Genomic DNA, 20774 nt, shown 5'->3' with positions numbered 1-20774 from the left:
CTGAACCTGCGCCGGGGGTCTGCCTTCTCATCGGGGGAGGGCCTGTTCGTCGCCGCACTGGGAGCGCTCCAGGTATGTACGGGCGTGGTCGAGTTCGACGGTCAGGTTGTCGACCGTGATCGCCATGTTCTCCACGGCCTGCGCCTTGAACGTGTCGATCGTGTCCATGGTGGCGTAGATGTTGTCGAACGCCTTGCGCAGCGCGTCCATGCCGACCGTGGTGGAGGCCGCCTGCGTCTGGATGTCCGCGGCCTGGGTGCGCAGCATTTCGCTGGTCGCCACGATCAGATCCGACGTGGTCGTGTTGAGGGCGGCGATCTGGTCGAGCACCAGCTTCTGGTTGGCCAGCGCCTGCGCGACGGTCACCGCGGTGCGCAGCGCGGCGATCGTCGTCGTGGTCGCGCGGTCCACACCCTTGATCAGCTCGTGGTTGTTCTTGCGGATCAGATCGAGGGCGAGGTAGCCCTGAGCGGAGACCGCGAGCTGGGTCAACAGGTCCTGGTGCTTCTGCCGGATGCCGAAGAGCGCGTCCGAGCGCAGCGCGGTCGCCTTCTCCGAGTCGGCAGTCTCCACCCGCATGATCTGTGCTTCGACCGCGGAGTCGAGGGCGGCGGCGAGCAGGGCGTACTCCTGGAGCTTGGTCATCGACTCCCAGAGGTTGGCCTTCTCGCCCTCGATGGCCGCGTTGTCCTTCAGAAGCTCGTCCTGCCCGGACTTCAGGGCACGGATGATGTCGTCGATGTGCTGTTGAGCCGACTGATACTTCGCGAAATAGTCGCGCAGCCTGTCGCCGAACGGGATCATGCCCAGGAGCTTCCTGCCGGGGCCCGACGCCTGCTTCGGGTCGAGGTCGACGATCGTGCGGCGCAGCGCGAGCAACTGGCCCGCCACCGCCACCTGCGCGTCCTTGCCCTCACCCCTGGCCGACGCGAGCGCCGCCACGGGACGCCGCAGCATGCGGTTGGCGACCTGGGACGACGCCCGGATCTCCGAGTCGCCCATCGAGGTGATGTCGTGCACCTTGCGGGTGAACTCGGGGGAGCGGGGGTCCAGCTCGCTGAGCTCCTCAGCGAAGCCCTTGGCCTTCTCGGCCAGCTCGTCGCTGCGCCCCTCGGATATGGGCAGCATGGTAGCCGCCTTCTCCACGGGCACCTTGGCCACGGGTTCGGGCGGGCTGAGGACGAGATCGCTCACGTGGTGTCTCCTGCGGGCAGTAGTGAAGGCGGGGTCACGGGGTGGGGGAGGGGGCCGCGCCGGACCGGTACAGCTTCTCGACCTCGGTGATCATGCTCTCCAGTCGCTCGTAGGCGGGAGGCTCGACCACGTCGATCAAGCTGGACGGCAGCGGTGCCCTGGTCTTGGCCACCATGTCGCCGAACGCCTTGGGGGCGGCGGTGCGGAAGCCGTAGGCCGCGGCGAGGCGCCCGAGTTCCGGGTCCTCCTGCAGCAGGCGGCCCACCTCGGTGCCCTGGGCGCTGAGCGGTACGAGAGTGTGCTTGCTCAGGACCGTCGGCGAGGGGTACAGCAGCCGCATGTCAGGGCGAATCGAACCGTCGCCGGCGAAGAGACGGGAGGCGTACTGCGCTTCGTAGATCATGACCATGGGCGTCTTGCCGATGCCCTGGGACAGGTAGTCCTCGAACGGCGCCTCGCTGGAGGTCTCGGAGTAGCCCTGGTCGAGGAAGAGTGGCGCGACTTCCTCGGCCACCTTGGAGACCTGCGCGTTGGAGCTCACCACGTCGTCGCCGTTGGCCACGTAGCCGGCTATGGAGAGATACATCGCCGCGGAGTTCGACGTGCGGATGTCGGTGGTGGTGAGCAGCACCCTCTTGCGCGCGGGGTAGGCGGTGTTGCCAGGGAGCCTGTCCCACCGGGTCCCCTTCGCCACCAGGTCCAGATATTTCTTGATATCGAGGAGCTGGTATCCCTGACCGGAATCCCGGACGACTCCCGCCTTGGCGAGGACGTCCACGATCGGCTCGAAGGTGGCGACCGCCATCGGGGAGGAGAACGGTGCGAACGTGCGGGCGGCGCCGTGGTCGCGTTTGATCTTCTCGGCGGCCGGCACGCTCGACGGGAACGCGAAGCCGTACTTCTTCGGGTCCACCGAGGCCGCGATCTGGCGCGATCCGGCGGTGTCGACCTCGACCCGCAGGCCGTGCCCGGCGAAGACGGCCTGTACTCGCCGGTCGTCGAAGAAGGGCTTCTTCTCCGACCCGATCACCCCGCGGACAAGGGTGAGGTCTTCCTTCTCGGCGCCGCCTCCGCTGCGGTCGCCCACCACGATCGCCACCACCACGGCGGCACCGAGGAGCAGCGCCAGCCCGACGCCGATCCATCGCTTCATTTGGTTCCCCAATAACTCACCCCGTATCGCCGCATACCGGCGCTCCCTATCGGATTATGTGAGATACCAGGGTTGTCGGCGGCGACTCACGTATAACGCGTTGACAATTAAGCTCCTGTTCACGGAAAGGTCACTAGGTGATTGACTGAACGGTTCGCTAAACGGCCATACCTCATGAAATGGGATGATTGACGCGATGGCGGGCGGGTACTCGATCGGTCGCCATCGATACCCGAAAATCCGCGTCGGTGAATTCGCTGGCGCGTCGACTTCTTTGCGGCACAAGCGTCAAGCTGGATGGCCCCAACAAGGCGCGCCCCCAAACTGGACGAATTGCCCCATATTGGATATAAAGGTCCAACGCTTCCCTTGTGGGCATCCCGCCAGCGTTATGATCTTCCTTTCCTCGGTCAGGCTGAACAGCCCGGCCGGGGTCCATGCTGACGGGGCCGTCACGAACGCCCCCATGAATGGGACTGGGAGATCCGTTATGAGGCGTGCACTGATCGCATTAGGTATCGGCTTGAGCCTGGTGGGCTCCACCGTCGTCTCCTCACCGGCTCTGGCCGCGAGCCCGGTGATGCTCCCTCTGGCCTCCAGCGTGTCGGCTGCTCAGCAGGCCGCGACGTTCTGGCTCGCCGACGGGGCCGCCAACCTGAAGAGCGCCACACCCTACGCCGTCCAGACCGTGGTCCATGGGGAACGGACGTCCACCGCCATAGCCCCCGACGGCAAGCCCGGCCTGATCGCGCCGGTGCCGGGTCCGCTCTCGCTGACGGGGAAGCTGCCGACTACCTCGGGCAAGGTGTTCTTCGTCGGCGCCGACGGTCAGCCGCACTGGTGTACGGGCACCGCCATGCGGTCGAACTATCGCAACCTCGTCGCCACCGCCGGTCACTGCGTGTACGACACCCAGCGCGCAGGCGCCGCGCTCGACAAGTGGGTCTTCGTTCCCGGCTACTCCGAAGGCACGATCCCGTCGGGCCTGTACGTCGGAAAGCAGGCCGTCGCCCACTACGACTTCGACGTGTACGCCGACTACGACCGCGACTTCGCCTTCGTGAACGTGTACAACGGCGTCGTCTCGTCCTCCTCCGGCGTGCTGACCGATGCCGGCAGGCTGGTCGACAGCGTCGGCGGGCAGGGCTTGTCTTACAACCAGCCGACGCCTTCCTCGGTCGACGTCTTCGGCTACCCTGCCGGCTTCAACCCCGACGGAACCCAGCCCTACACCGGCCACACCCTCGAATCGTCCACCGGGCCGACATTCCCCGTGAAGCTTTCCGACCTCTCCGCCGACCGACCCGTCGGTGTCGACTCCCGGTTCACCGGGGAGGGCTCCCTCGGCTCCTCGTGGCTGTACCACTACAGCCGAGACAGCCGCCTCGGCTACCTGAACGGCATAACGATCAGCGTCTCCGACACCGACGGCGACGACCGCTACGACACCAGCGTCTCCCCGTACTTCGACGGTGAAGTGGCTGCGGTCTACTCCGCCGCGAACCAGCTCGCGAGCGGTCCCATCGTGTAGAAGGCCGCTGCGCCCGCCCCGCCGGGCGGGCGCAGCGTTGTTCGGGTGGAACTCGGCGTGTTCGTCGCCTTCGAAGGCCTCGATGACGAGGCCGAACAGCACTCCGTCGAACCTGCGCTGGAAGGGCCGGATGGCGATGTCGTCGAAGCGGACGCCGGGGAGGGCGTCGGGCGGATCTTCTCGACAGGTTGTGCCGGTTTCGTACGGCAGGCGACGCCCGGACGGCTGATGTGGGATCGACACCCGCTGCCGGGCCTGGTCTTAGGACGCGATGACGACCTTGCCCGGAGCGTGCCCCTCTTCCTGATATCTGATGGCCTCAGGGATCTCCTCGAACGGGTAGACCCGGTCGATGACCGGGGTGACCTTGCCGTCTTCGATGAGCTCGGTCAGCGTCAGCAGGTTCCGCTTGTTCTGCGTGCAGCGGACCACGTCCGCCAAGGCCATCCGCTGGGACACGAACGGCGACACCGCGAGCGTCGAGAACATGCGGCCGGCGGGTCGCACCCACCGGCCGGCGGGCCCGCCGACGACGACGTAGGTGCCCTCGGGGGTCAACGCCCGCCGGCAGGCCGCTCCCGGATGGCCGCCCGCGACGTCCAGCAGCAGGTCGTAGCGCTGCCCGTTCCGGGTGAAGTCCTCTCGGGTGTAGTCGATGACCTCGTCCGCGCCGAGCGACCGGACCAGGTCCAGGTTCCGCGTGCTGCAGACGCCGGTGACCTTCGCGCCGAACGCCTTGGCGATCTGCACGGCGAACGTGCCCACGCCTCCTGAGGCTCCGTTGACGAGCACACGCTGCCCCGGCTGAACGCGTCCCTGGTCGCGCAGTCCGATCAGGGCGGTGCCGGCGGCCATCGGTACCGCGGCCGCCTGCTCGAACGACAGGTTCGTCGGTCGAGATGCCAGTTCGCCTTCCCGGACGCAAACGTACTCGGCGAAGCCGCCCTGCTTGGGCATCGCGAACACCTCGTCGCCGGGGCGGAACTCTGTCACGTCCTTGCCGACCGCCTCGACCTGCCCCGCCACGTCGGCGCCCAGGACGCTGATTTTCGGCCTGCGCAGTCCGGGGCCGCCGCCCATCAGGCGCGCGATGTACGGCTCGCCTCTCATGAAGTGCCAGTCGTACGGCTGGACGGAGGTGGCGCGTACCCGGACCAGCACCTCGTCGTCGCCTGGCACGGGCGTCTCGATCTCGGTGAGATCCAGGACGTCGGGCGAGCCGTACGAGCGCAGGACGAACGCCTTCATCACATTCTCCTCATCCACGGCGAGTGCGGACTTCCATCGGGGGCCGTCACGCTCCCGCATCGACGGCGTGTCGTGAAAATCAGCGTAGAAGGCGTGGTCAGGGGGCTCATCAGCCGAAAGTACGCCCGTTTGGCGGACGATCGGCCAGGTCAGGCAGGGCCGTTCTGCCGATGACCCGCCGTCGCCTCAGCCGTCACGATCGAGGGCATGACCGACGAGAGCCCGGCGGGACGCCAGCCGTTGCCGCAGCCGTCGCGAGCCGGCCGGTTGAAGGACGGCCGGAGCGAGGCCACAGCCCCGTCCTCGAGGGCGGGGTGGCTCGTGCCGACCGCGCTGATCGTGCTCGGCGCCGTTCCCGTGGTCGCCGGTGCCGTACGCCTGACCGAGCTTGCCGGCGGCGCGGCGATCACGCCGGAGAACGGACGGTTCTTCGTGGCGCCCCTGCCCGTGGTGCTGCACATCATCGGCGCCTGTGTGTACAGCGTGCTGGGCGCCTTCCAGTTCGCGGCGGGGTTCCGCCGCCGGAGGCCCGGCTGGCACCGTGTCGCCGGGAGGCTGCTGGTTCCGTGTGGACTCCTCGCGGCGCTGGCGGGGCTGTGGATGTCCCTGTTCTATCCTCGCCCCGAGGGTGACGGCGCACTCCTCGCGGGGTTCCGGCTCGTGTTCGGCGCGGCCATGGTCCTGTCCCTTGCCCTGGGCCTGGCCGCGATCCGGCGGCGGGACGTCGCCGGGCACCGCGCCTGGATGGTCCGTGGTTACGCGATCGGCCTGGGCGCGGGCACGCAGGCGGTGGTGCTGGCGCTCTGGTTCCTGCTCATCGGCACGCCCGGCGAGATCTCCAGGGCGCTGCTCCTGGGCGGCAGCTGGGTGATCAATCTCGCCGTGGCCGAACGGATCATCCGCGGCGGGACCCGCCCTTCTCAGGACCGCTGGACACGGTTGGTCTCGTAGGCCCACATGGCGATCTCGACGCGGTTGCGAGCGCCGAGCTTGGCCATGAGGCTGGCGATGTGGGACTTGACGGTGCTGAGTGAGATGCGCAGCTCGTCGGCGATCTCGTTGTTGGTTCGCCCGCGTGCCACGGTGGCCAGGATCTGTTCTTCACGGTCCGTGAGCACCTCGACGGGGTGGGCCGGGGGAGAGGCGGGCCCGGTGCGGGCGAAGGCGCCGAGCAGCCGGGCGGTGATGCTCGGGGCGATGAGCGCGTCGCCGTTGGCGGCGGCGTGGACGGCCTGCGAGAGCAGGTGGGCGCCGGCGTTCTTGAGCAGAAACCCGCGGGCGCCGGCCCTCAGGGCGGCGTAGACGTACTCGTCGAGATCGAACGTGGTGATGACGACCACGGCGAGGGGGTCCTCGACGGACGGCCCGGCGAGGGAACGGGTCGCCTCGATGCCGTCGAGGCCTGGCATGCGGATGTCGAACAGGCACACGTCCGGGCGCAGGCGCCGCGCGAGTTCGACGGCTCGCCGCCCGTCGGCCGCCTCGCCGATGACCTCGATGTCCGGCTGGGCGTCGAGGATCATCGAGAGCCCGGTACGGACGATCTCCTGGTCGTCGGCGACGATCACCCGGATGCTCATGTCGCCGACCTGGTTCGAGGCAGCACCGCGGTCACCGTCCATCCCCGGTCGGGGTCGGGGCCGGCGACGCAGGTGCCGCCGAGCAGGTCGGCGCGTTCGATCATGCCGATGAGCCCGTACCCCGGCGACCCGGTCTGGCGCAGGAGGCTGCTGTCGCCGTCGTCGCTCACGCGCAGGCGCACCGACGTGTCGTCGGCGGCGACGCGGACCACGATGCGGGTGGCATGGCGCGCATGCCGCCTGGCGTTGGTGACCGACTCCTGGGCCAGGCGGTACAGCGCGGCCCCGACCAGCGGGGGAAGGTCGTCGAGGTCGCCCGAGATCTCCACGTCGACGGCCGGGACGGAGGGGCCCTGGCTCGCGAGCCGTTCGAGATCGGCGACGCCCCGTCCGGGCGCCAGGTCCGCCTGCTGGTCCTGGCGAAGGACCCGGACCATGGTGCGCATCTCGGCGAGGGCGCGCGCCGCCTCCGCCTCGATCACGTGGAGTGCCTCGGTCGCGGCGTTCGGCCGCGACGCCGACGTGGCGATGCCCGCCTGCGCGCGGATCGCCATCGCCGAGACGTGATGAGCGACGGTGTCGTGCAGGTCGCGGGCCAGCTGTTCGCGTTCGAGCAGCTTGACCTGGTCGAGCTCGCGCATCCTCGCCCTGGCCCGGTACCGGAACGCCACGCCCAGTGCGATGGCCGACGACATGACCGCGAACGCCGCCACCGCGTCGGCGAGGACGATGCGGTCGAAAACGATCGAGAGGAGGACAGCGACGAGCATGATCGCCAACCCGGCCGCGGCCTCGCGTCCCGACCCCCACCGGAACAACGCGTACACCAGGAACAGCAGGTACACCATCGTGTACGTCTCCGGAGACTCGCCGCCCGTCAACAGCGGGGCCAGGCTCGTGGTTCCGAAGGCGATCGCGAGCATCGGCAGCGGTCTGGTCCTGCGCCACAACAACGTGGGCACCAGCCCGAGGGTGACCAGCACCGAGACGGCCCGCCACGGAAGGTCCGGCCGCAGGACTCCTTCGAGAACCGCGATCGGCACGAGGACACCCACGAGCGCCCAGTCCCGCCACACCCGCGGCGGCGGGTCGGGGGGACGTGGCTCGTTCCACACGGAGCGAAGGAGGCCGTGCACCAAATCATGGTAACGAGTGCCCCTGTCCAGCCCGAAGAGCAAGTTCACATTTCCCGCGGGATCGGACGTTACGGCGGGAGCGCTTGCCGACCCCCTGGCGGTCGTCCTCGGCGTACTGGAGCCGGCGTAGCTCGGGGTGGTGCTCGTAGGCGAACCGGGCTCGCCGCCTCGGGCAGCCCTGCCGGAGGCGGCGAGGTCGCATCACGCGACGGCGGTCCCCTCGAGCTCGACCATCAGGTCGGGGATCGCCAGCCGTGTCACCCCGAGCATCGTGGTGGCCGGTGCCACCCCGGCGGCGCCCAACCGCGACGCCAGCACGCCGTAGTGCTCGAAGAGCCGATCGACGTCGGTGGTGTAGACGGTGAGCCGGACGAGGTTCGCGAGGGACATGCCGGCCTCGCCGAGCACGGCCTCCAGGTTGTCGATGCTCAGCGCCAACTGCGCCGCCATGTCATCGGCATGCTGGGGCTTGCCGTCGCCGCTCATCGCGGTCTGCCCGGCGCAGTACAGGGTCCGGGTGTGCCCGGAGACGACCTCACCCTGGTTGTAGCCCAGCTCCACCGACCACGGCCACGGGTTGACCGCCGTTCGCTCCACTGCCATATCAGCTCCATCGGATTCGTCGACATTACGGACGTCCGTCGGCTCGGTAGCCACCGCCTTTGACGTCGTGTTGCCAAGCCTCCCGGCAAATCACGACATCCTGTGTCGTGTATCCCTGTAGGGTTTTTGGATGCGCGCTGACCGGTTGGTCTCGCTGGTGCTGCTGCTGCGGCAGCACGGCCGGCTGTCCGCGGCCACGCTGGCCCGCGAGCTGGAGGTATCCACCCGCACCGTGCTGCGCGACATCGAGGCGCTGTCCGCAGCCGGCGTCCCGGTCTACGCCGAACGCGGCCGGCACGGCGGTTTCGCGTTGTTGCCCGGCTTCCGGACCGAGCTCACCGGACTGAACCACGACGAGGCCCTTGCCCTGCTGATCGCCGGATCGCGGCGCGGCGCGCAGGCATTCGGCCTCGGCTCGGCGCTCGCTTCGGCGATGCTCAAGGTGGTTGACGCGCTACCCGAAAGCTATCGGGACACCGCGGCCGGCGCGGCCGAGCGATTGCTCATCGACCCGGAGACCGACCTCCTCTCGCGTCGGCTGGTCGCTGAGGAGGTGCCTGACGCCGTAGTGGCCGAGGTCCGGCGCGCGGTGCTCGCCGGACACAGACTGCGCATCCACTACGCGGCTGTGGACCAGACCCCGAAGTGGCGCACGGTGGACCCGATCGGCCTGGTCACCGTACGCGACCAGGGCTACTTGCTGGCCACGAGGTCCGGCGCGGACCGCACCTACCGGCTGTCCCGGGTCCTGGCCGCCGAGGAACTTCCCGAACCGGCACAGCGGCCGGACCGGGTCGATCTGGACCGGGTCTGGCGGCAACGCAGCACGCAGTTTCGGACCGGCGGCGACCAGGTCACCGTGCTGGTACGGGTGGACCCGGCGCGGCGGGAGGACCTGGTGGGCACCGCGCTGGCCGTCCTCGCCGAGGAACTCGACTCGGACGGCCGGCTGCGGCTGGAGGTGACCTTCCAAGATCCGAGACACGCCGAATGGGCGCTGTGGCAGCTGGCCACGAACGCGGAAGCCCTGGCCCCGCAGTGGTTGCGCAACTCCCTGCGCGACCGCGCCGCCGCGATCGCCACCCGCTACGGAGCGTCGTCCTGAGAGTTGCCGCCTTCTCCGGGCCGCCGCCTGGTAGGCGCCAAGCGCCGAACGACGCATGCACAACGCGCGGCGCCGCCTTGCGGTAGACGGTCATAGTCCATTCACCCGCATGACGGCCCGGCGTGCCTCACAGCCGTCCTGACGTGCACAGACGAGCATGTCGAGGGAGGACATTGCCTGTCGAGATTCCCGACCACCCGGCCGGGCGGCAATCCACCACAACTCTCAACATCACAGGGGGGAATGACCATTCCGGCGACGAGCGGCCTTCGGGTGCCGCCCGCATGTTCGGTGACTTCGCTCCGCAGCTGGTGCACTTCACCGACGAGGTCCTGTTCGGACAGGTGTGGGAGCGTCCCGACCTGTCGGCCCGTGACCGGTCCCTGGTCACGGTCGCGAGCCCGGTCACCAGCGGCAGCACCGAGCAGTGCGTTTCCACCTGGGCCGGGCCACCGACAATGGCGTCACCGAGGCCGAGCTGATCGAAGCGATCACCCACCTGGCCTTCTACGCCAGCTGGCCCCGCGCCATGTCCGCCATGACGGTCACCAAAGATCTCTTTCGCGCCCGACCGGCCCGTCCTGCGAAAGGAACAAACATCATGGAACTGCTGAAGCGTCCCGCCACCGGCAAGCTGCCGGCCGAGTGGTTCACCGGCGACGCCTTCGCCGACGTCATCTACCGAGGCCACGACGCCTCCGCGATGCGGGCGAACGCTGTACATTTCACGCCCGGCGCCCGCACTGCCTGGCACTCCCACGGCAGGGGCCAGGCCCTGTACATCGTGGAGGGGATCGCCCTGATCCAGTCCCGGGGCGGCCCGATCCTCCGAGCCCACCCCGGCCAGGTCATCTGGACTCCGCCCGGTGAAGAGCACTGGCACGGCGCCGCCCCCGACCAGTTCATGACCCACATCGCCCTGTGGGAAGGCGATGAGGTCACCTGGCTCGATCACGTCACCGACACCGAATACACCAGCCCTCCCACCGACCACCTCACCTGAGATCCCCGGCCACCCGACCTTGGACGGCCTGGGGCCGCAGGTTCCCCGAGACCAGAACCGACCGAATCGAGCAAGGGAGTATCCGCCATGCGTGGAGATCGACGCCTCCTCGTCCTCTTTTATGGACAGGCGTAGGCTGCTCGACTATGGACCGAGCCGACTGGTACGACGTGAATGACCTGGCTCGTCTGGTGAACGAGCCGATCGGGGTGATCGCCACGCCCGACGGCGATGCCCCCTACCCGCTTGGCCGCCCTGCCTCGTTCCGGTGGCCGGCCAAGAACCGCCGCTGATCCGGGTGGGCCGGCGATGCGTGATGTGGGGAAGGACCGCCGGCCCTGGTGAGTAGAGGGGCTACTTGGTCTCCTCGTTCAGGCTGGGACCGTTGTCCTCGCCGTCGTTCTTGGAGCTCAGACCGGAATCGTCGCCCTTGCTCTCGCTGGTGCCACCGGAGCCGTCGGCCGACGGCTCCGACGCCGAGGTGGCCTCGCACGGCGCGACCGCGCCCTTGACGACCTGCAGCGAGGTCGCGAACGGCGGCTTGTCGTCGCCGTCCTTGCTCCTGGACACGGCCAGCACGAGCGTCTCGCCCTCCGGGATCTGCCCGGTCACGATCTTGAAGGACATCCCGTTGCCCTCCGAGCCGATGCTCGTCGCGAACTTCCCGGTCATGCTGCTGCGCTGGCCGCGCGGCTCCTGGCAGGTCTGCCCCGCAGGCAGGTAGTCGACGACCGCCTTGACGCCGTTGGCGGCCAGCTCGGCCTCCAGCCCTTCGGGGTCGGTGAACGAGTTGATCTGCACGCTGACCGCGCCGTCCGCGCCCTTGGTGACCGCGTATGCCGGAGCGCCCGCGATACCGGTCATGAGCACCACCGCGGTGGCGGCCGCCGCGACCCCCGCCACCGCGGCGGACAGCCCTACGAAGCGCCGCCGCGAGCCGCGCTGAACCGGTGTAACAGTGGTCATCTTGTCCTCCGCCGTTCTCGTCGTGATTTCGTCCTTGAGTGCACTGAGAAGGCGCTCTTCGAAATTGCTCATGCCTGTCCTTCCACGTACACAGGTGCTGGCGAAGCGACGTTTTCAAGGGTCTTTCTGGCCCGGTGCAGTCTGACCCGCGCGGTCACCTGCCTGATGCCCAGGGCCGCGGCGGCTTCGGCGACGGAGAGCTGGTCGATCGCCACGAGCTCCAGCACGGCGCGCTCGCCCTCGGAAAGCCTGGCCATGGCCTCGAGGGCACAGCGCATGTGGCGCTCGGCGTCGATCCGTTCCTCCATCCTGACGAGATCGTCGTCGTCCATCAGCCGGCGACCCGCGACGCGGCCGTTGGCCCGCGCCTCCCTGGCCGCCTGGCGATGCTGGGCCGACACGACGTTGCGCGCGACGCCGTACAGCCATGCGATTTCGCTGCCCCGGCCGGGGACGTAGGTATGAGCCGAGTCCAAGACCGCCAGGAAGATGTCCGCCGTGAGGTCCGCGGCGAGATGAGGGTCCCTCACCCGCCGGGCCACGAATTTCAGTACGGCATCCACGTGGCGGCGATAAAAGGCCTCATAGGCCGCAGGGTCTTCGTTGAGGCGCATCGCCTGCAATCCCTTTCGTCGTTCGCCTTACACCCGTACTTGGACCGAGCGACGAAAAGCGTTTCCGCTCAGGATCGGGAGGACTTGCGAGGTGATGGGCAGCGCCGTCAACCCCGGCTTCGCCGAAGCGCTGCTGATCCGCACCGCCGCAGCGAACGCCGCCGCGGCGCCCTGTCCGCCGAACGCGTCGCGATGCTGGACCGCCTCCACATCCTCTGGGAGCCCGCCGAAGCGAAATGGCAAGAGGCCTACGAGCAGGCCAAGGCGCTACACGCCAGCACCGGCAGACTCGAGCCCGACAACGACTATCTCAAGGACTGGATCAGCCGGCAGCACAGCCCGCGGAAGGCGGGCAAGCTCACTCCCGACCTGAGCGACGCGCTGGACAAGATCGGTATGCAGTCCCGACGTGTCGAAAAGCGCAAGGGCACTCTGCGGATCCGCACCCGGCCGTCCTCGACGTACAGCAGCGCGCGGATGCCGTCCCATTTCATCTCCACCGCCCACCGATCCCCGTCGCCCGGCGGAGTGGTGCCGGCCTGGGCGATCATCGGTTGGTAGCCGGGAAGGCGCGCCATCCTCGCACCGTATCCCTGCCCTCGAGCCGCCGCGTGGCCCTGGGCTGAGGAACATCCGAGCCGGATCCTGCGCTTAGCCGTGTTCGTGCAGGTCATCGCTATGCGGGTGGCGTCGAGCCTCGTCGACAGGTGCGCGGCCGCCTGGCCGCCGGCTGGCCGCTACGCTCGCCCAGTCCTTGCTGGCGACGTCGATCAGGCCGCCGAGACCGAGCCGCCGGCCGGATGGGAGAGAGGGGTCGGCGAGCTGGCCCGCCGCCTACCACGCTGGCCGTCTGTCCCGAGGTGCTCGCGTCCGCTCTTCGCGTTCACCGGCAGGAAAGCGGCGCGGCGGCTCGCGGGCACTGAGCGTCCATCCTGTGGACCGGGGTTCAAGCGAGGGCCGACTCTCGCTCGCGAAATCCGGCGGATCTTCCGACGGAGGGAGGAATTCGCCCTGGGAGCAGGGTCCTGCTCTGCCAACACGCCGGCAGACCATTGTCACGTCGACCTCGCCGACGTCCGTACATGTGGATGGTCGAGCGGCCGACGCCGAGTAGGCGGGCGATGGAGGAGACGGTGTCCTCCGGCCGGGCGAGCAGGTCGCGGGCGTGCCGGACCTGCTCGGCGGTCATCGCCGGCGAGCGTCCCAGGCGCCGGCCGCGGGCCGTCGAGCGGCGGGCCCGCCTGGGATCGCGAGGGCTGGTCACGCGACCAGGCGCAACCAGGCTTCCGCGAGTGCGGCGTGACCGGCCGGCGTCGGGTGCACGCCGTCCGCAGCCCAGTACTCCGGTCCGGTCGTCGCGGCGAGCTCGGCGAACATGCCGTCGGCGGCGAGCAGGTGCGCGCCGTACTTGAGGGCGAGCTCGCGCACGACCTGGATCTTCGGGTCCAGGTCGGCGCGCCACTTCTTCCGGTCCTCTACGCCGAGGTGCGCGTCGCCGACCTCGACACCGCCGCGAATCGGCAGGAGGAACGGCTCGATGAGGATCAGGTCGGCGCCGGCCTCGGCGAGGGGCGCGAGCAGGCGGTCGTAACCTGCCGCGTAGTCCTCCGCGGGGATCACGTAGCCGTCCGGGGCGTACGTGTGCCAGCCGACGTCATTGACGCCGACGAGGATCGACACCACGTCGGGGCGCGCGTCGAGCACGTCCGCCTGCCATCGGGGTTCGAGGTCCATCACCTTGTCGCCCGCGATGGCGGAGTTCAGCCAGGTCACGGCCCGGTCCGGGTGCCGGAGTCCCCACTCGCCCGCGATGCGGAGCGGGTAGCCGAAGCCGAGGCCTTGTGCGCTCTCCAGCCGTTGGCAGTCGGTGCGCGTCGGCCAAGGCGAAGGCCTCGGCGCGGGGGAGCGGGCGCGCTTCGATGACCTGACAGCCGAACGGGCACGCCGGCCCCCGTGCTCTCATACCGATGTCGTCGGTGCAGTCGATCGGCCCGCACAGGCCACGGCATGCTACAGCCGGGATCTGCGCGTACACCTCGGCCTCGCGCTGCGTCGGCAGCTACGGACCAGCGGCGGGAGGCGGGCTCGAGGCCGCTGCCGAGCGCCTGCTCATCCATGTGCCGTCTCCGGCTCCGGACCGGCGGGCAGGCCGCGGCCGGGGTGAGGCCGGGTCCCGGCGCGCCCGTGGCGATCGCCGCGACAGTGCGCCAGCTGTCGGGGTACTCCTGGAAGTGCAGAGCCGGTGAGCTGTCAAGCTGAGTACGTTGGGATCCTCGTCCCTTGGAGGTTTCGATGCGTGCAGGCGTCGTGGTCACCGCACAGCCAGGCGTGGAGGACCTCGCCGTACAGGCCGAGGAGTTGGGCCTGCACAGTTTCTGGGTCAACGACACCCCGATGGTCCACGGCGACGCCTTCGTCGCCTTGAGCCTGTGTGCGATGGCCACCAGCCACATCAGGCTCGGCATCGGCGTGACCTCACCGGCGCTGCGCTCGGCGCCGGCCGCCGCGGGTGGACTCACCAGCCTCAACGCGCTGGCACCGGGCCGGATCATCTGCGGGGTCGGGACTGGAAACACCGCCCGGCGCACGCTGGGCATGCGGCCGACCACGGCGGCCACGGTGGAGACCTTCACCGCCGCATTGCAGGGCCTGTGCGCCGGACGCACCATCGAGTACCGCGAAGGTGACCGGGTTCGCGACGTCCGTTTCCTGCACGCCGGAGGGCAGGTGAACACGGCCGACCCGATCGAGTTCGTCGTGGCCGCGCTGGGGCCGAAGGCCGCCGCCGTCGCCGGCCGCCGCGGCACCGGCCTGATCTCCTTCGGCCTGCTGGACCCCACCGCCTGGCACGCGCTGCACGACGCCCGCCGTAACGCCGCCCGCGGGACACCCCGCGACCCCGATTCCCGCACAGACCCTCGGGCGGACTCCTATGTGGTCACCGCGCTGCACATACTCGACGAGGACGAGGACCCCCACGGCGACGCGGCCCGGGACGCGACCGGCCACCTCGTCCTGTCGCTGCTGGCCTTCGCTGCCGACACCGCCGCCGACACACCCGCCTTCGCCGAGCAGCTCGGCCCCGCCGAACGCGAGACGGTGCGGCGACTGCTGGACCGGCGCGGCACCAGCGCCACCGCACCCGACCGGCACACCAAGCTCTACCCCAACTACCTCGGACGCATCGCACCGCAGGACCGCGACCTGATCCTGCCCTCGCTGATGAACACCCTGGCCTTGGTCGGCACCCGCGACGACCTCCGCGCCCGCATCGCCACCCTGCAACAAGCCGGCATCGACGAACTGCTCATCCAGCCGGTGATCGACCCACCCACTGAGATGGCCCAGCTAGCGAAACTCCTCACCTGAGCGGACCCGAATCCGTTCCGCTGAATGAGACAGAACGGTGGTGAGGTCTCGCTGATCAGCTCTGCTCGTCTATTCGTACATGGCTCTGCCCGCGAAGCCGCGCCGCCAGCGTCACGATGACCCTCGAACCGAAAACCGGACAAGCCATCGAGCACCTGGAGAAAGCCGTCGACGCGGCCCTGTGCCGCTGAACCTCACCTCCTGACCGGCAAGGGCGTGCACTCCCGCTTTGGGGGCGAGCGAGCCCCGAAGACCTGTAGATCAGCTACCTGGCAGGTCCGGAGCGTCGGGGCACAGATTGAGGATGGTCCCTACGTCATCGGGTGAGCTCCTCCGCGGATTCGGCTGTGTGGGCCTGCCTGTTCTTCATGGTCAGGGCCAGGAGGATTGCGCTGGCGGTGAACGCAGCTGCGACGGTAAAGGCCGTGGTGACTCCCTCGGTGAGGACCTGGTGGGCCGGTCCGCGTGAAGCGCGCGTGGCGGCGCCGAACACCGTGACGAGGATGGCCAGCCCCAGCGCACCGCCGATCTGCTGCATGACATTGAGCAGGCCCGAGGCGGCACCGGCATCCTCGGCTCGGATCCCGGAGGACAACACGGTGGTGGCTCCTACCAGCAAGATGCCCATGCCGAGGCCGGCGATCATCATGGGGCCGAGCAGCGCCGTGGCGTAGCCGGCCTGGGGCGTCAGCTGCGTCATCCACAGGAGGGCCAGGCTGATCGCCGCGGCGCCGACGGCAATCAGCGTCTTGGCGCCCAGGCGCGGCAGCAGCCGGGCCGCCATGCCGGAAGACGCCAGGATCGCGAGGGCCAGCGGCACGAAGGCGAATCCCGCCTGCAGAGGGCTGTACCCGCGGACCTGCTGCAGGAACTGGGTGAGAAAGAAGAACATGCCGTTGCCCGCGGCCAGGACAAACAGCAGTACAACGTAGCCGCCGGCGCGGTTGCGGTCAGCGAACAGCCGCAGCGGGACGATCGGCTGCCGGGCACGGGACTCGACGGCCACGAACAGGACCAGCAGGACGGCGGCCACGCCGAGTGCGCCGAGCGTGACCACGTCGCCAAAGCCCTGCTCAGCGGCGCGGATGAAGCCGTAGACGAGCGCGGTCATACCAAGCGTCGAGGTCAGCGAACCCGCCAGATCGAAGCGGCCCGGGTGGCGATCGGTCTCGGTGATGAACAGCGGGGCCAGGATCAGCAGGACGATGCCGATCGGCACGTTGATGAACAGCACCCACCGCCAGGAGATCCAGTCGGTGAGCATGCCACCGGCGATGAGGCCGATCGCGGCGCCGGAACCGGAGACTGCCGCGTAGGCCCCCAGCGCCCGCGCCCTGCGTGCAGGCTCCGGGAAGCCTACGGTGATGAGGGCGAGCACGGTCGGTGCGGCGATGGCGGCGCCGATCCCCTGACCGGCACGGGCCGCCAGCAGCATCCCAGCCGATGTGGCCAGCCCTCCGGCCAGTGAAGCGACGGTGAAGATGACCACCCCGCCGATGAGAGCCCGTCGTTGGCCGACGATGTCGCCCGCGCGACCGCCGAGCAGCAGCAGACCGCCGAAGGCCAGCATGTAGGCATTGAGCACCCAGGACAGGCCGGCGGCAGAGAAGCCGAGGTCGTGCTGGATGTCGGGGAGGGCGATGTTCACCACGTTGGTGTCCAGGATGAACATCGTCTGACAGATCAGCACGATGGCGAGCACCAGGCCGGGGTGGCGCTGCGGGCGGGAGGCGCCGGCGGGCCCGGATCTCGCTGTCGCCACGTGCGTTCTCTGTTCGGTCATGGCACTCCTCAGGATGGTACGCAACGAAACGAGGAAGTTCCTCGCTTTCGGTGAGCTAACATATGAGGAGGTTCCTCGTTTTAGCAAACGTGTGGAGGGTCCCGTGGCGGATCGATCAACGCAGACCCGGCCCGTAGGGCGCAAAGATGCGCGACGCAATTACGAGCGGCTCTTGACGACCGCCCGGACGGCTTTCGCCGAACACGGCGTTGGCGCCTCCTTGGCCGACATCGCGCGCACCGCCGGCGTCGGCAACGTGACCCTCTACCGGCACTTCCCGACCCGCCAGGCACTGCTGGAGGCATTGCTGGGCGAAAGCCTGCGCGGCCTGAAAGCCCGCTCAGATGAGCTGCTCGCCTCCCCGTCCCCGCACCAGGCCTTGGCCACCTGGCTGACGGCCGCGGTCGAGCACGCCATGACCTATCGCGGCCTGGTCGACGCCCTCGTCGAGAGCCTCGCCGACCCCACATCCGAACTCCACGCCACCTGCCAAGCCGTCAAGGCCGCTGGGGCGCAACTACTGGCCAGAGCCCAGCACACAGAGACGATCCGACCCGATATCGACGCCTCCGCCCTTTTCTCCCTGATCGCTTCAGTCGCCTGGGCGGCGGAGCGGACCCCCGCACACCGTGATCAGCTTCTAACCGTCATGCTCGACGGGCTCCACCTCCGGGTAGACGAGCCGGCCCAAAGCTGCCGGGCCAGTGGGGTGTGAACGGCGCGGGGAGCGAGCGGCGCTTATGCCCTGTTGCTGTCATCGCTTTTTCGCCTGTCACTGTGTGGTTCCGGGACATCCTTGACAGGTTGGTTCCTAGGGAGCTTTGACGGTTCGCGCACATGCTTGACGCTTCGTCCATCATGATCTTCGCGTGGCGACTGAGGCAGACGGGACGGATTCGACGCCGGCGGATGGCTGCCCCTGCGGCCAGCACAGCTTCGCCAGCTGGGGCTGACGCCCAAAGAGCCCGACGTCAAGTCATAGCGTCGCGGCGACGCGCTTCGGACATCGCCGCATGTGACTTAGCGCTCCAGCTGACGGGAATCGCCCGCTGAAGCGCAAAGCCATGAATTGATCGTTGCGAGGCATCGTTAGCCTGTAAATTCCGGCGATAAATGGCCGAGATTCTCTGGCGCTACGTGGCCAGACATGATCCCTTGACCGGCAAAGGCACGGCCCCGCCGTGTGGCGGGGCCGGAGGACCACGGCCGGGCCGGTTGGCCTTTGGGGTCTACAACCCACAGGTCCAGCTCGGTGTGGTCGGCCTGCCAGATCTGGTTCGGCTTGGACGCCTCCCTGCGATGCACCAGCTCATACACCTCCCGGTAGCGTTTGGTGCCCTCCACCCCGAGCGCGACGAGCGCCGGGTCGAGGTTGCGGACGATCTCGTGCACGGTGGAGTAGCCGGGGATCGGCCACCCCTGCGCGGTGGCGACGCTGGCGGCCTGCCGGTGGATCACCGCGATACTTCTGCGGGGCGGCCGCAGCGCCAGGCCCTCGATGAGTAGCCGCAACGGTTCGGGCATCTTCGTCCGGCCGCGGTCCGAGCGCGGACGGCGCACCAGAGCGGCCAGGCCGCCGGTTTGGTAGGCCGCGCGCCAGCGGCGCAGCGTCCGCTCGGGTACTCCGCAGGAGGAGGCGAGCTGGGAAAGGGGGACACCCTCTTCGAGATGGGGCCGCAGCAGCCGCCAGCGCTCGATCGCCGTCCGGCGTTGGGCGTCGCTGAAGCCCGTCAGCGGGGCGGGATCACCATCTGATGCGGCTGCTTTCATCACCCGTCCCCCTTCAGACCGGCCATGACACCACTGCGCTGGCCTCGTTCACTGGCCCCGCACCGAGTGTTCCCGCTCCGCTGGCGAAAGTCGCCGGCGGTAACGGAGTTATGCGCGGCCGCAGCCGTTTGGCGGGCTGGTTGGCGGAGGCGGTGGGCAGCGGGCTGGTGAGGTAGTTCTGGACGGCGGGGCGACGAGGGCGATGAGGGTGTCGAGGTCGCACTCGGTCGGCGATGGCGCCTTGCACAGGTAGCGACCCAGGACGATGTCGATGAGGTGGTTGAGTGCCAGGACCAGGCGCAGGTCGAGGTCATCGACAGGGCAGGTGGGTGGGTGCGGGCCTGCTCCAGCAGGGAGGTGGTGAGGAAGGGTCCATGTCAGGCAAGTAGACCCCAGCATGCCGCGCTCTCGTGCGGACGGGCCGCCCGTTGTGCGGTTCGGCCCGTGCGTCGCTTCGGTGGGTGGTGGATGCGGTTTGTGTGGCGCGTCAGTGGGTGGTGGCGGCTTCGACGCGCTCCTGTGTGAGGCTCTCCGTCGATGACTGGGCCCTGGTGCGGCTGAGCTCGGGCAGGAGAGACGCGATCCCGAGTGCGGCCAGCCCAACGCCCAGCCAGAGGGGGGCTCGCAGGTCGAAGCCGTCGATGACCAGCCCGCCGATCGAGGAGCCGATGATCACCCCGAGGGTTATGAAGGAGGCGTGGACGGTATTGACCAGCGGCCCCGGGTTGCCGACGCGCTGGATGCGTACAGCCATCGCCGGGTTCATGGTCACTCCGACCAGCCCGACGCCCAGCATGGCAATGACTGCGGGGACGCTGAGGTGAGCGAACAGCGCGAAACCGGCCAGGAAGATAGCGTTGAGGATCAGCCCGGACAGCAGGACGCTGATGGTGTGCTTGTCGGCCAGGCGTCCGACGATGTAGTTCCCGATCACGGTGGCTGCGCCGTACGCGACGAGCAGGAGGGGTACAGACCTCGAGGCGAACCCGGTGACCTGGGTGAGGATCGGGCTGAGATAGCTGAAGGCGGCAAAGGTCGCGCCGATGATGAGGGTGCTGGTCGACAGCGCCAACCACAGCCTGCCGTTCCTGAAGACCGCCATCTCCTGCCGGAAGTTGCCGTTGGCACCGTCAGTACGCCCGAGCCTGGGAACGCCCATCATCGTGGCAAGTGCGGCGATGACGGTCAGGGCACCGACGGCCCAGAAGGCGGCGCGCCAGCCGAGCTGCCCGCCGATCAGTGTGGACAGTGGCAGCCCGAGCAGGGTGCCGAGCATCAATCCGTTCAGGACGATGGCAAGAGCCCGGCCACGTACCTCTGGGCGGCTCAGCTGGACCGCCACCGAGATGGCGACTCCGAAGAACGCCTGGGAGGCGACGCCGGTGATGACGCGCGCGACCATCATGATCGGGTACGAGGGCGCAACCGCCGCGAGCACATTGCCCCCCAGGAAGATCGCGAAAAGCAGCATGAGTGCGGGTCTCGGGCGTATCCGTACCAGCGCGACGGACATCAGCGGCCCGCCCGCCGACATGGCCACCGCGAAGGCGGTGATCAGATAGCCGATTTGGGAGATGGTCACGCCGAGTCCGCCTGCCATCTCGGGCATCAAGCCTCCGACGGCGAACTCGCTGGTCACCATGGCGAAGATGCCTATGGCCAGGACGTAGACGGCTCTGGGCAACGGGACTCCTTTTTGCATCAATCGGTGTAGAATTC

At 68.8% G+C, this 20774-nt stretch carries 21 protein-coding genes; 9 read left to right on the top strand and 12 right to left on the bottom strand.

Translation table 11 applies throughout. The features are described from left to right. Window positions 1-27: 27 nt before the first annotated feature. Both ACWDLG_RS23705 and ACWDLG_RS23700 read right to left on the bottom strand, forming a co-directional pair. A complete protein-coding gene (locus tag ACWDLG_RS23705) occupies window positions 28-1194 on the bottom strand; it encodes a toxic anion resistance protein (protein ID WP_449923219.1) in 1167 nt (388 codons plus the stop codon). A gap of 34 nt (window positions 1195-1228) precedes the next feature. Next, window positions 1229-2347 carry a hypothetical protein gene (locus ACWDLG_RS23700; RefSeq protein WP_449923216.1) on the bottom strand — a complete coding sequence of 373 codons (1119 nt, stop codon included), beginning with the start codon at window positions 2345-2347 and terminating at the stop codon, window positions 1229-1231. Window positions 2348-2837: 490 nt separating this feature from the next. Between ACWDLG_RS23700 and ACWDLG_RS23695 the strand changes: the two genes are divergently transcribed. Further along, a complete protein-coding gene (locus ACWDLG_RS23695) occupies window positions 2838-3878 on the top strand; it encodes a trypsin-like serine peptidase (protein WP_449923213.1) in 1041 nt (346 codons plus the stop codon). A 261-nt stretch (window positions 3879-4139) separates the two neighbouring features. Here the strand turns inward: ACWDLG_RS23695 and ACWDLG_RS23690 are convergent, their stop codons facing one another. Continuing rightward, complete coding sequence (locus ACWDLG_RS23690; RefSeq protein ID WP_449923210.1) at window positions 4140-5126, bottom strand: NAD(P)-dependent alcohol dehydrogenase; 987 nt, start codon at window positions 5124-5126, stop codon at window positions 4140-4142. A gap of 207 nt (window positions 5127-5333) precedes the next feature. Here ACWDLG_RS23690 and ACWDLG_RS23685 point away from each other — a divergent pair, with 207 nt between their 5' ends. Then, window positions 5334-6077: a DUF2306 domain-containing protein gene (locus ACWDLG_RS23685; RefSeq protein WP_449923207.1), complete on the top strand. Its 744-nt coding sequence runs from the start codon at window positions 5334-5336 to the stop codon at window positions 6075-6077. Here the strand turns inward: ACWDLG_RS23685 and ACWDLG_RS23680 are convergent. From ACWDLG_RS23680 to ACWDLG_RS23670, 3 genes are all read right to left on the bottom strand, one after another. Further along, window positions 6047-6706, bottom strand: coding sequence for a response regulator (locus ACWDLG_RS23680; RefSeq protein ID WP_449923205.1), 660 nt, complete (start codon window positions 6704-6706; stop codon window positions 6047-6049). The two genes, ACWDLG_RS23685 and ACWDLG_RS23680, sit on opposite strands and share 31 nt — an antisense overlap. Next, entirely contained in the window at window positions 6703-7842 is a 1140-nt protein-coding gene (locus ACWDLG_RS23675) for a sensor histidine kinase (protein WP_449923202.1), read from the bottom strand. Before ACWDLG_RS23675 ends, ACWDLG_RS23680 begins: the two co-directional genes overlap by 4 nt. 201 nt (window positions 7843-8043) lie before the next feature. After that, entirely contained in the window at window positions 8044-8439 is a 396-nt protein-coding gene (locus ACWDLG_RS23670) for a RidA family protein (protein ID WP_449923913.1), read from the bottom strand. A 136-nt stretch (window positions 8440-8575) separates the two neighbouring features. Here ACWDLG_RS23670 and ACWDLG_RS23665 point away from each other — a divergent pair, with 136 nt between their 5' ends. From ACWDLG_RS23665 to ACWDLG_RS23650, 4 genes are all read left to right on the top strand, one after another. Then, window positions 8576-9550, top strand: coding sequence for a helix-turn-helix transcriptional regulator (locus ACWDLG_RS23665; protein ID WP_449923199.1), 975 nt, complete (start codon window positions 8576-8578; stop codon window positions 9548-9550). Between the two features lie 284 nt (window positions 9551-9834). Beyond that, the gene (locus tag ACWDLG_RS23660; RefSeq protein ID WP_449923196.1) at window positions 9835-10032 is read left to right on the top strand and encodes a carboxymuconolactone decarboxylase family protein; all 198 of its coding nucleotides are present in this window, start codon (window positions 9835-9837) and stop codon (window positions 10030-10032) included. A gap of 119 nt (window positions 10033-10151) precedes the next feature. Further along, window positions 10152-10553, top strand: coding sequence for a (R)-mandelonitrile lyase (locus ACWDLG_RS23655; protein WP_449923910.1), 402 nt, complete (start codon window positions 10152-10154; stop codon window positions 10551-10553). A 146-nt stretch (window positions 10554-10699) separates the two neighbouring features. Then, window positions 10700-10846 carry a hypothetical protein gene (locus ACWDLG_RS23650; protein WP_449923193.1) on the top strand — a complete coding sequence of 49 codons (147 nt, stop codon included), beginning with the start codon at window positions 10700-10702 and terminating at the stop codon, window positions 10844-10846. 61 nt (window positions 10847-10907) lie between these two features. On the opposite strand, the gene ACWDLG_RS23645 is transcribed toward ACWDLG_RS23650, so the two are convergent. After that, entirely contained in the window at window positions 10908-11519 is a 612-nt protein-coding gene (locus ACWDLG_RS23645; RefSeq protein WP_449923191.1) for a hypothetical protein, read from the bottom strand. A 68-nt stretch (window positions 11520-11587) separates the two neighbouring features. Then, window positions 11588-12133, bottom strand: coding sequence for an RNA polymerase sigma factor (locus ACWDLG_RS23640; RefSeq protein ID WP_449923188.1), 546 nt, complete (start codon window positions 12131-12133; stop codon window positions 11588-11590). Window positions 12134-12172: 39 nt separating this feature from the next. Between ACWDLG_RS23640 and ACWDLG_RS23635 the strand changes: the two genes are divergently transcribed. Next, window positions 12173-12694 carry a helicase associated domain-containing protein gene (locus ACWDLG_RS23635; RefSeq protein ID WP_449923185.1) on the top strand — a complete coding sequence of 174 codons (522 nt, stop codon included), beginning with the start codon at window positions 12173-12175 and terminating at the stop codon, window positions 12692-12694. Window positions 12695-13393: 699 nt separating this feature from the next. Here the strand turns inward: ACWDLG_RS23635 and ACWDLG_RS23630 are convergent. Continuing rightward, a complete protein-coding gene (locus ACWDLG_RS23630) occupies window positions 13394-13906 on the bottom strand; it encodes a GDSL-type esterase/lipase family protein (protein ID WP_449923183.1) in 513 nt (170 codons plus the stop codon). 519 nt (window positions 13907-14425) lie between these two features. Between ACWDLG_RS23630 and ACWDLG_RS23625 the strand changes: the two genes are divergently transcribed. After that, entirely contained in the window at window positions 14426-15502 is a 1077-nt protein-coding gene (locus ACWDLG_RS23625; protein ID WP_449923180.1) for an LLM class flavin-dependent oxidoreductase, read from the top strand. A gap of 316 nt (window positions 15503-15818) precedes the next feature. On the opposite strand, the gene ACWDLG_RS23620 is transcribed toward ACWDLG_RS23625, so the two are convergent. After that, the gene (locus tag ACWDLG_RS23620; RefSeq protein ID WP_449923177.1) at window positions 15819-17204 is read right to left on the bottom strand and encodes an MFS transporter; all 1386 of its coding nucleotides are present in this window, start codon (window positions 17202-17204) and stop codon (window positions 15819-15821) included. Window positions 17205-17283: 79 nt separating this feature from the next. Here ACWDLG_RS23620 and ACWDLG_RS23615 point away from each other — a divergent pair, with 79 nt between their 5' ends. Next, window positions 17284-18000 carry a TetR/AcrR family transcriptional regulator gene (locus ACWDLG_RS23615; protein ID WP_449923174.1) on the top strand — a complete coding sequence of 239 codons (717 nt, stop codon included), beginning with the start codon at window positions 17284-17286 and terminating at the stop codon, window positions 17998-18000. 374 nt (window positions 18001-18374) lie between these two features. Here ACWDLG_RS23615 and ACWDLG_RS23610 read toward each other — a convergent pair whose 3' ends face one another. Both ACWDLG_RS23610 and ACWDLG_RS23605 read right to left on the bottom strand, forming a co-directional pair. After that, window positions 18375-19055, bottom strand: coding sequence for a helix-turn-helix domain-containing protein (locus tag ACWDLG_RS23610; RefSeq protein ID WP_449923172.1), 681 nt, complete (start codon window positions 19053-19055; stop codon window positions 18375-18377). Window positions 19056-19542: 487 nt separating this feature from the next. After that, entirely contained in the window at window positions 19543-20739 is a 1197-nt protein-coding gene (locus ACWDLG_RS23605) for an MFS transporter (RefSeq protein ID WP_449923169.1), read from the bottom strand. Window positions 20740-20774 lie beyond the last annotated feature (35 nt).

It is taken from the genome of Nonomuraea sp. NPDC003727, assembly GCF_053586935.1.
This window is presented reverse-complemented; position numbering and strand designations above follow the sequence as displayed.

Excerpts from the sequence above, each read along its gene's own strand:
- ACWDLG_RS23700 (WP_449923216.1), bottom strand. The coding sequence starts at position 2,347 with ATGAAGCGATGGATCGGCGTCGGGCTGGCGCTGCTCCTCGGTGCCGCC.
- ACWDLG_RS23695 (WP_449923213.1), top strand. The coding sequence starts at position 2,838 with ATGAGGCGTGCACTGATCGCATTAGGTATCGGCTTGAGCCTGGTGGGC.
- ACWDLG_RS23690 (WP_449923210.1), bottom strand. The coding sequence starts at position 5,126 with ATGAAGGCGTTCGTCCTGCGCTCGTACGGCTCGCCCGACGTCCTGGAT.
- ACWDLG_RS23685 (WP_449923207.1), top strand. The coding sequence starts at position 5,334 with ATGACCGACGAGAGCCCGGCGGGACGCCAGCCGTTGCCGCAGCCGTCG.
- ACWDLG_RS23680 (WP_449923205.1), bottom strand. The coding sequence starts at position 6,706 with ATGAGCATCCGGGTGATCGTCGCCGACGACCAGGAGATCGTCCGTACC.
- ACWDLG_RS23665 (WP_449923199.1), top strand. The coding sequence starts at position 8,576 with ATGCGCGCTGACCGGTTGGTCTCGCTGGTGCTGCTGCTGCGGCAGCAC.
- ACWDLG_RS23660 (WP_449923196.1), top strand. The coding sequence starts at position 9,835 with ATGTTCGGTGACTTCGCTCCGCAGCTGGTGCACTTCACCGACGAGGTC.
- ACWDLG_RS23655 (WP_449923910.1), top strand. The coding sequence starts at position 10,152 with ATGGAACTGCTGAAGCGTCCCGCCACCGGCAAGCTGCCGGCCGAGTGG.
- ACWDLG_RS23650 (WP_449923193.1), top strand. The coding sequence starts at position 10,700 with ATGGACCGAGCCGACTGGTACGACGTGAATGACCTGGCTCGTCTGGTG.
- ACWDLG_RS23645 (WP_449923191.1), bottom strand. The coding sequence starts at position 11,519 with ATGACCACTGTTACACCGGTTCAGCGCGGCTCGCGGCGGCGCTTCGTA.
- ACWDLG_RS23640 (WP_449923188.1), bottom strand. The coding sequence starts at position 12,133 with ATGCGCCTCAACGAAGACCCTGCGGCCTATGAGGCCTTTTATCGCCGC.
- ACWDLG_RS23625 (WP_449923180.1), top strand. The coding sequence starts at position 14,426 with ATGCGTGCAGGCGTCGTGGTCACCGCACAGCCAGGCGTGGAGGACCTC.
- ACWDLG_RS23615 (WP_449923174.1), top strand. The coding sequence starts at position 17,284 with ATGGCACTCCTCAGGATGGTACGCAACGAAACGAGGAAGTTCCTCGCT.
- ACWDLG_RS23610 (WP_449923172.1), bottom strand. The coding sequence starts at position 19,055 with ATGAAAGCAGCCGCATCAGATGGTGATCCCGCCCCGCTGACGGGCTTC.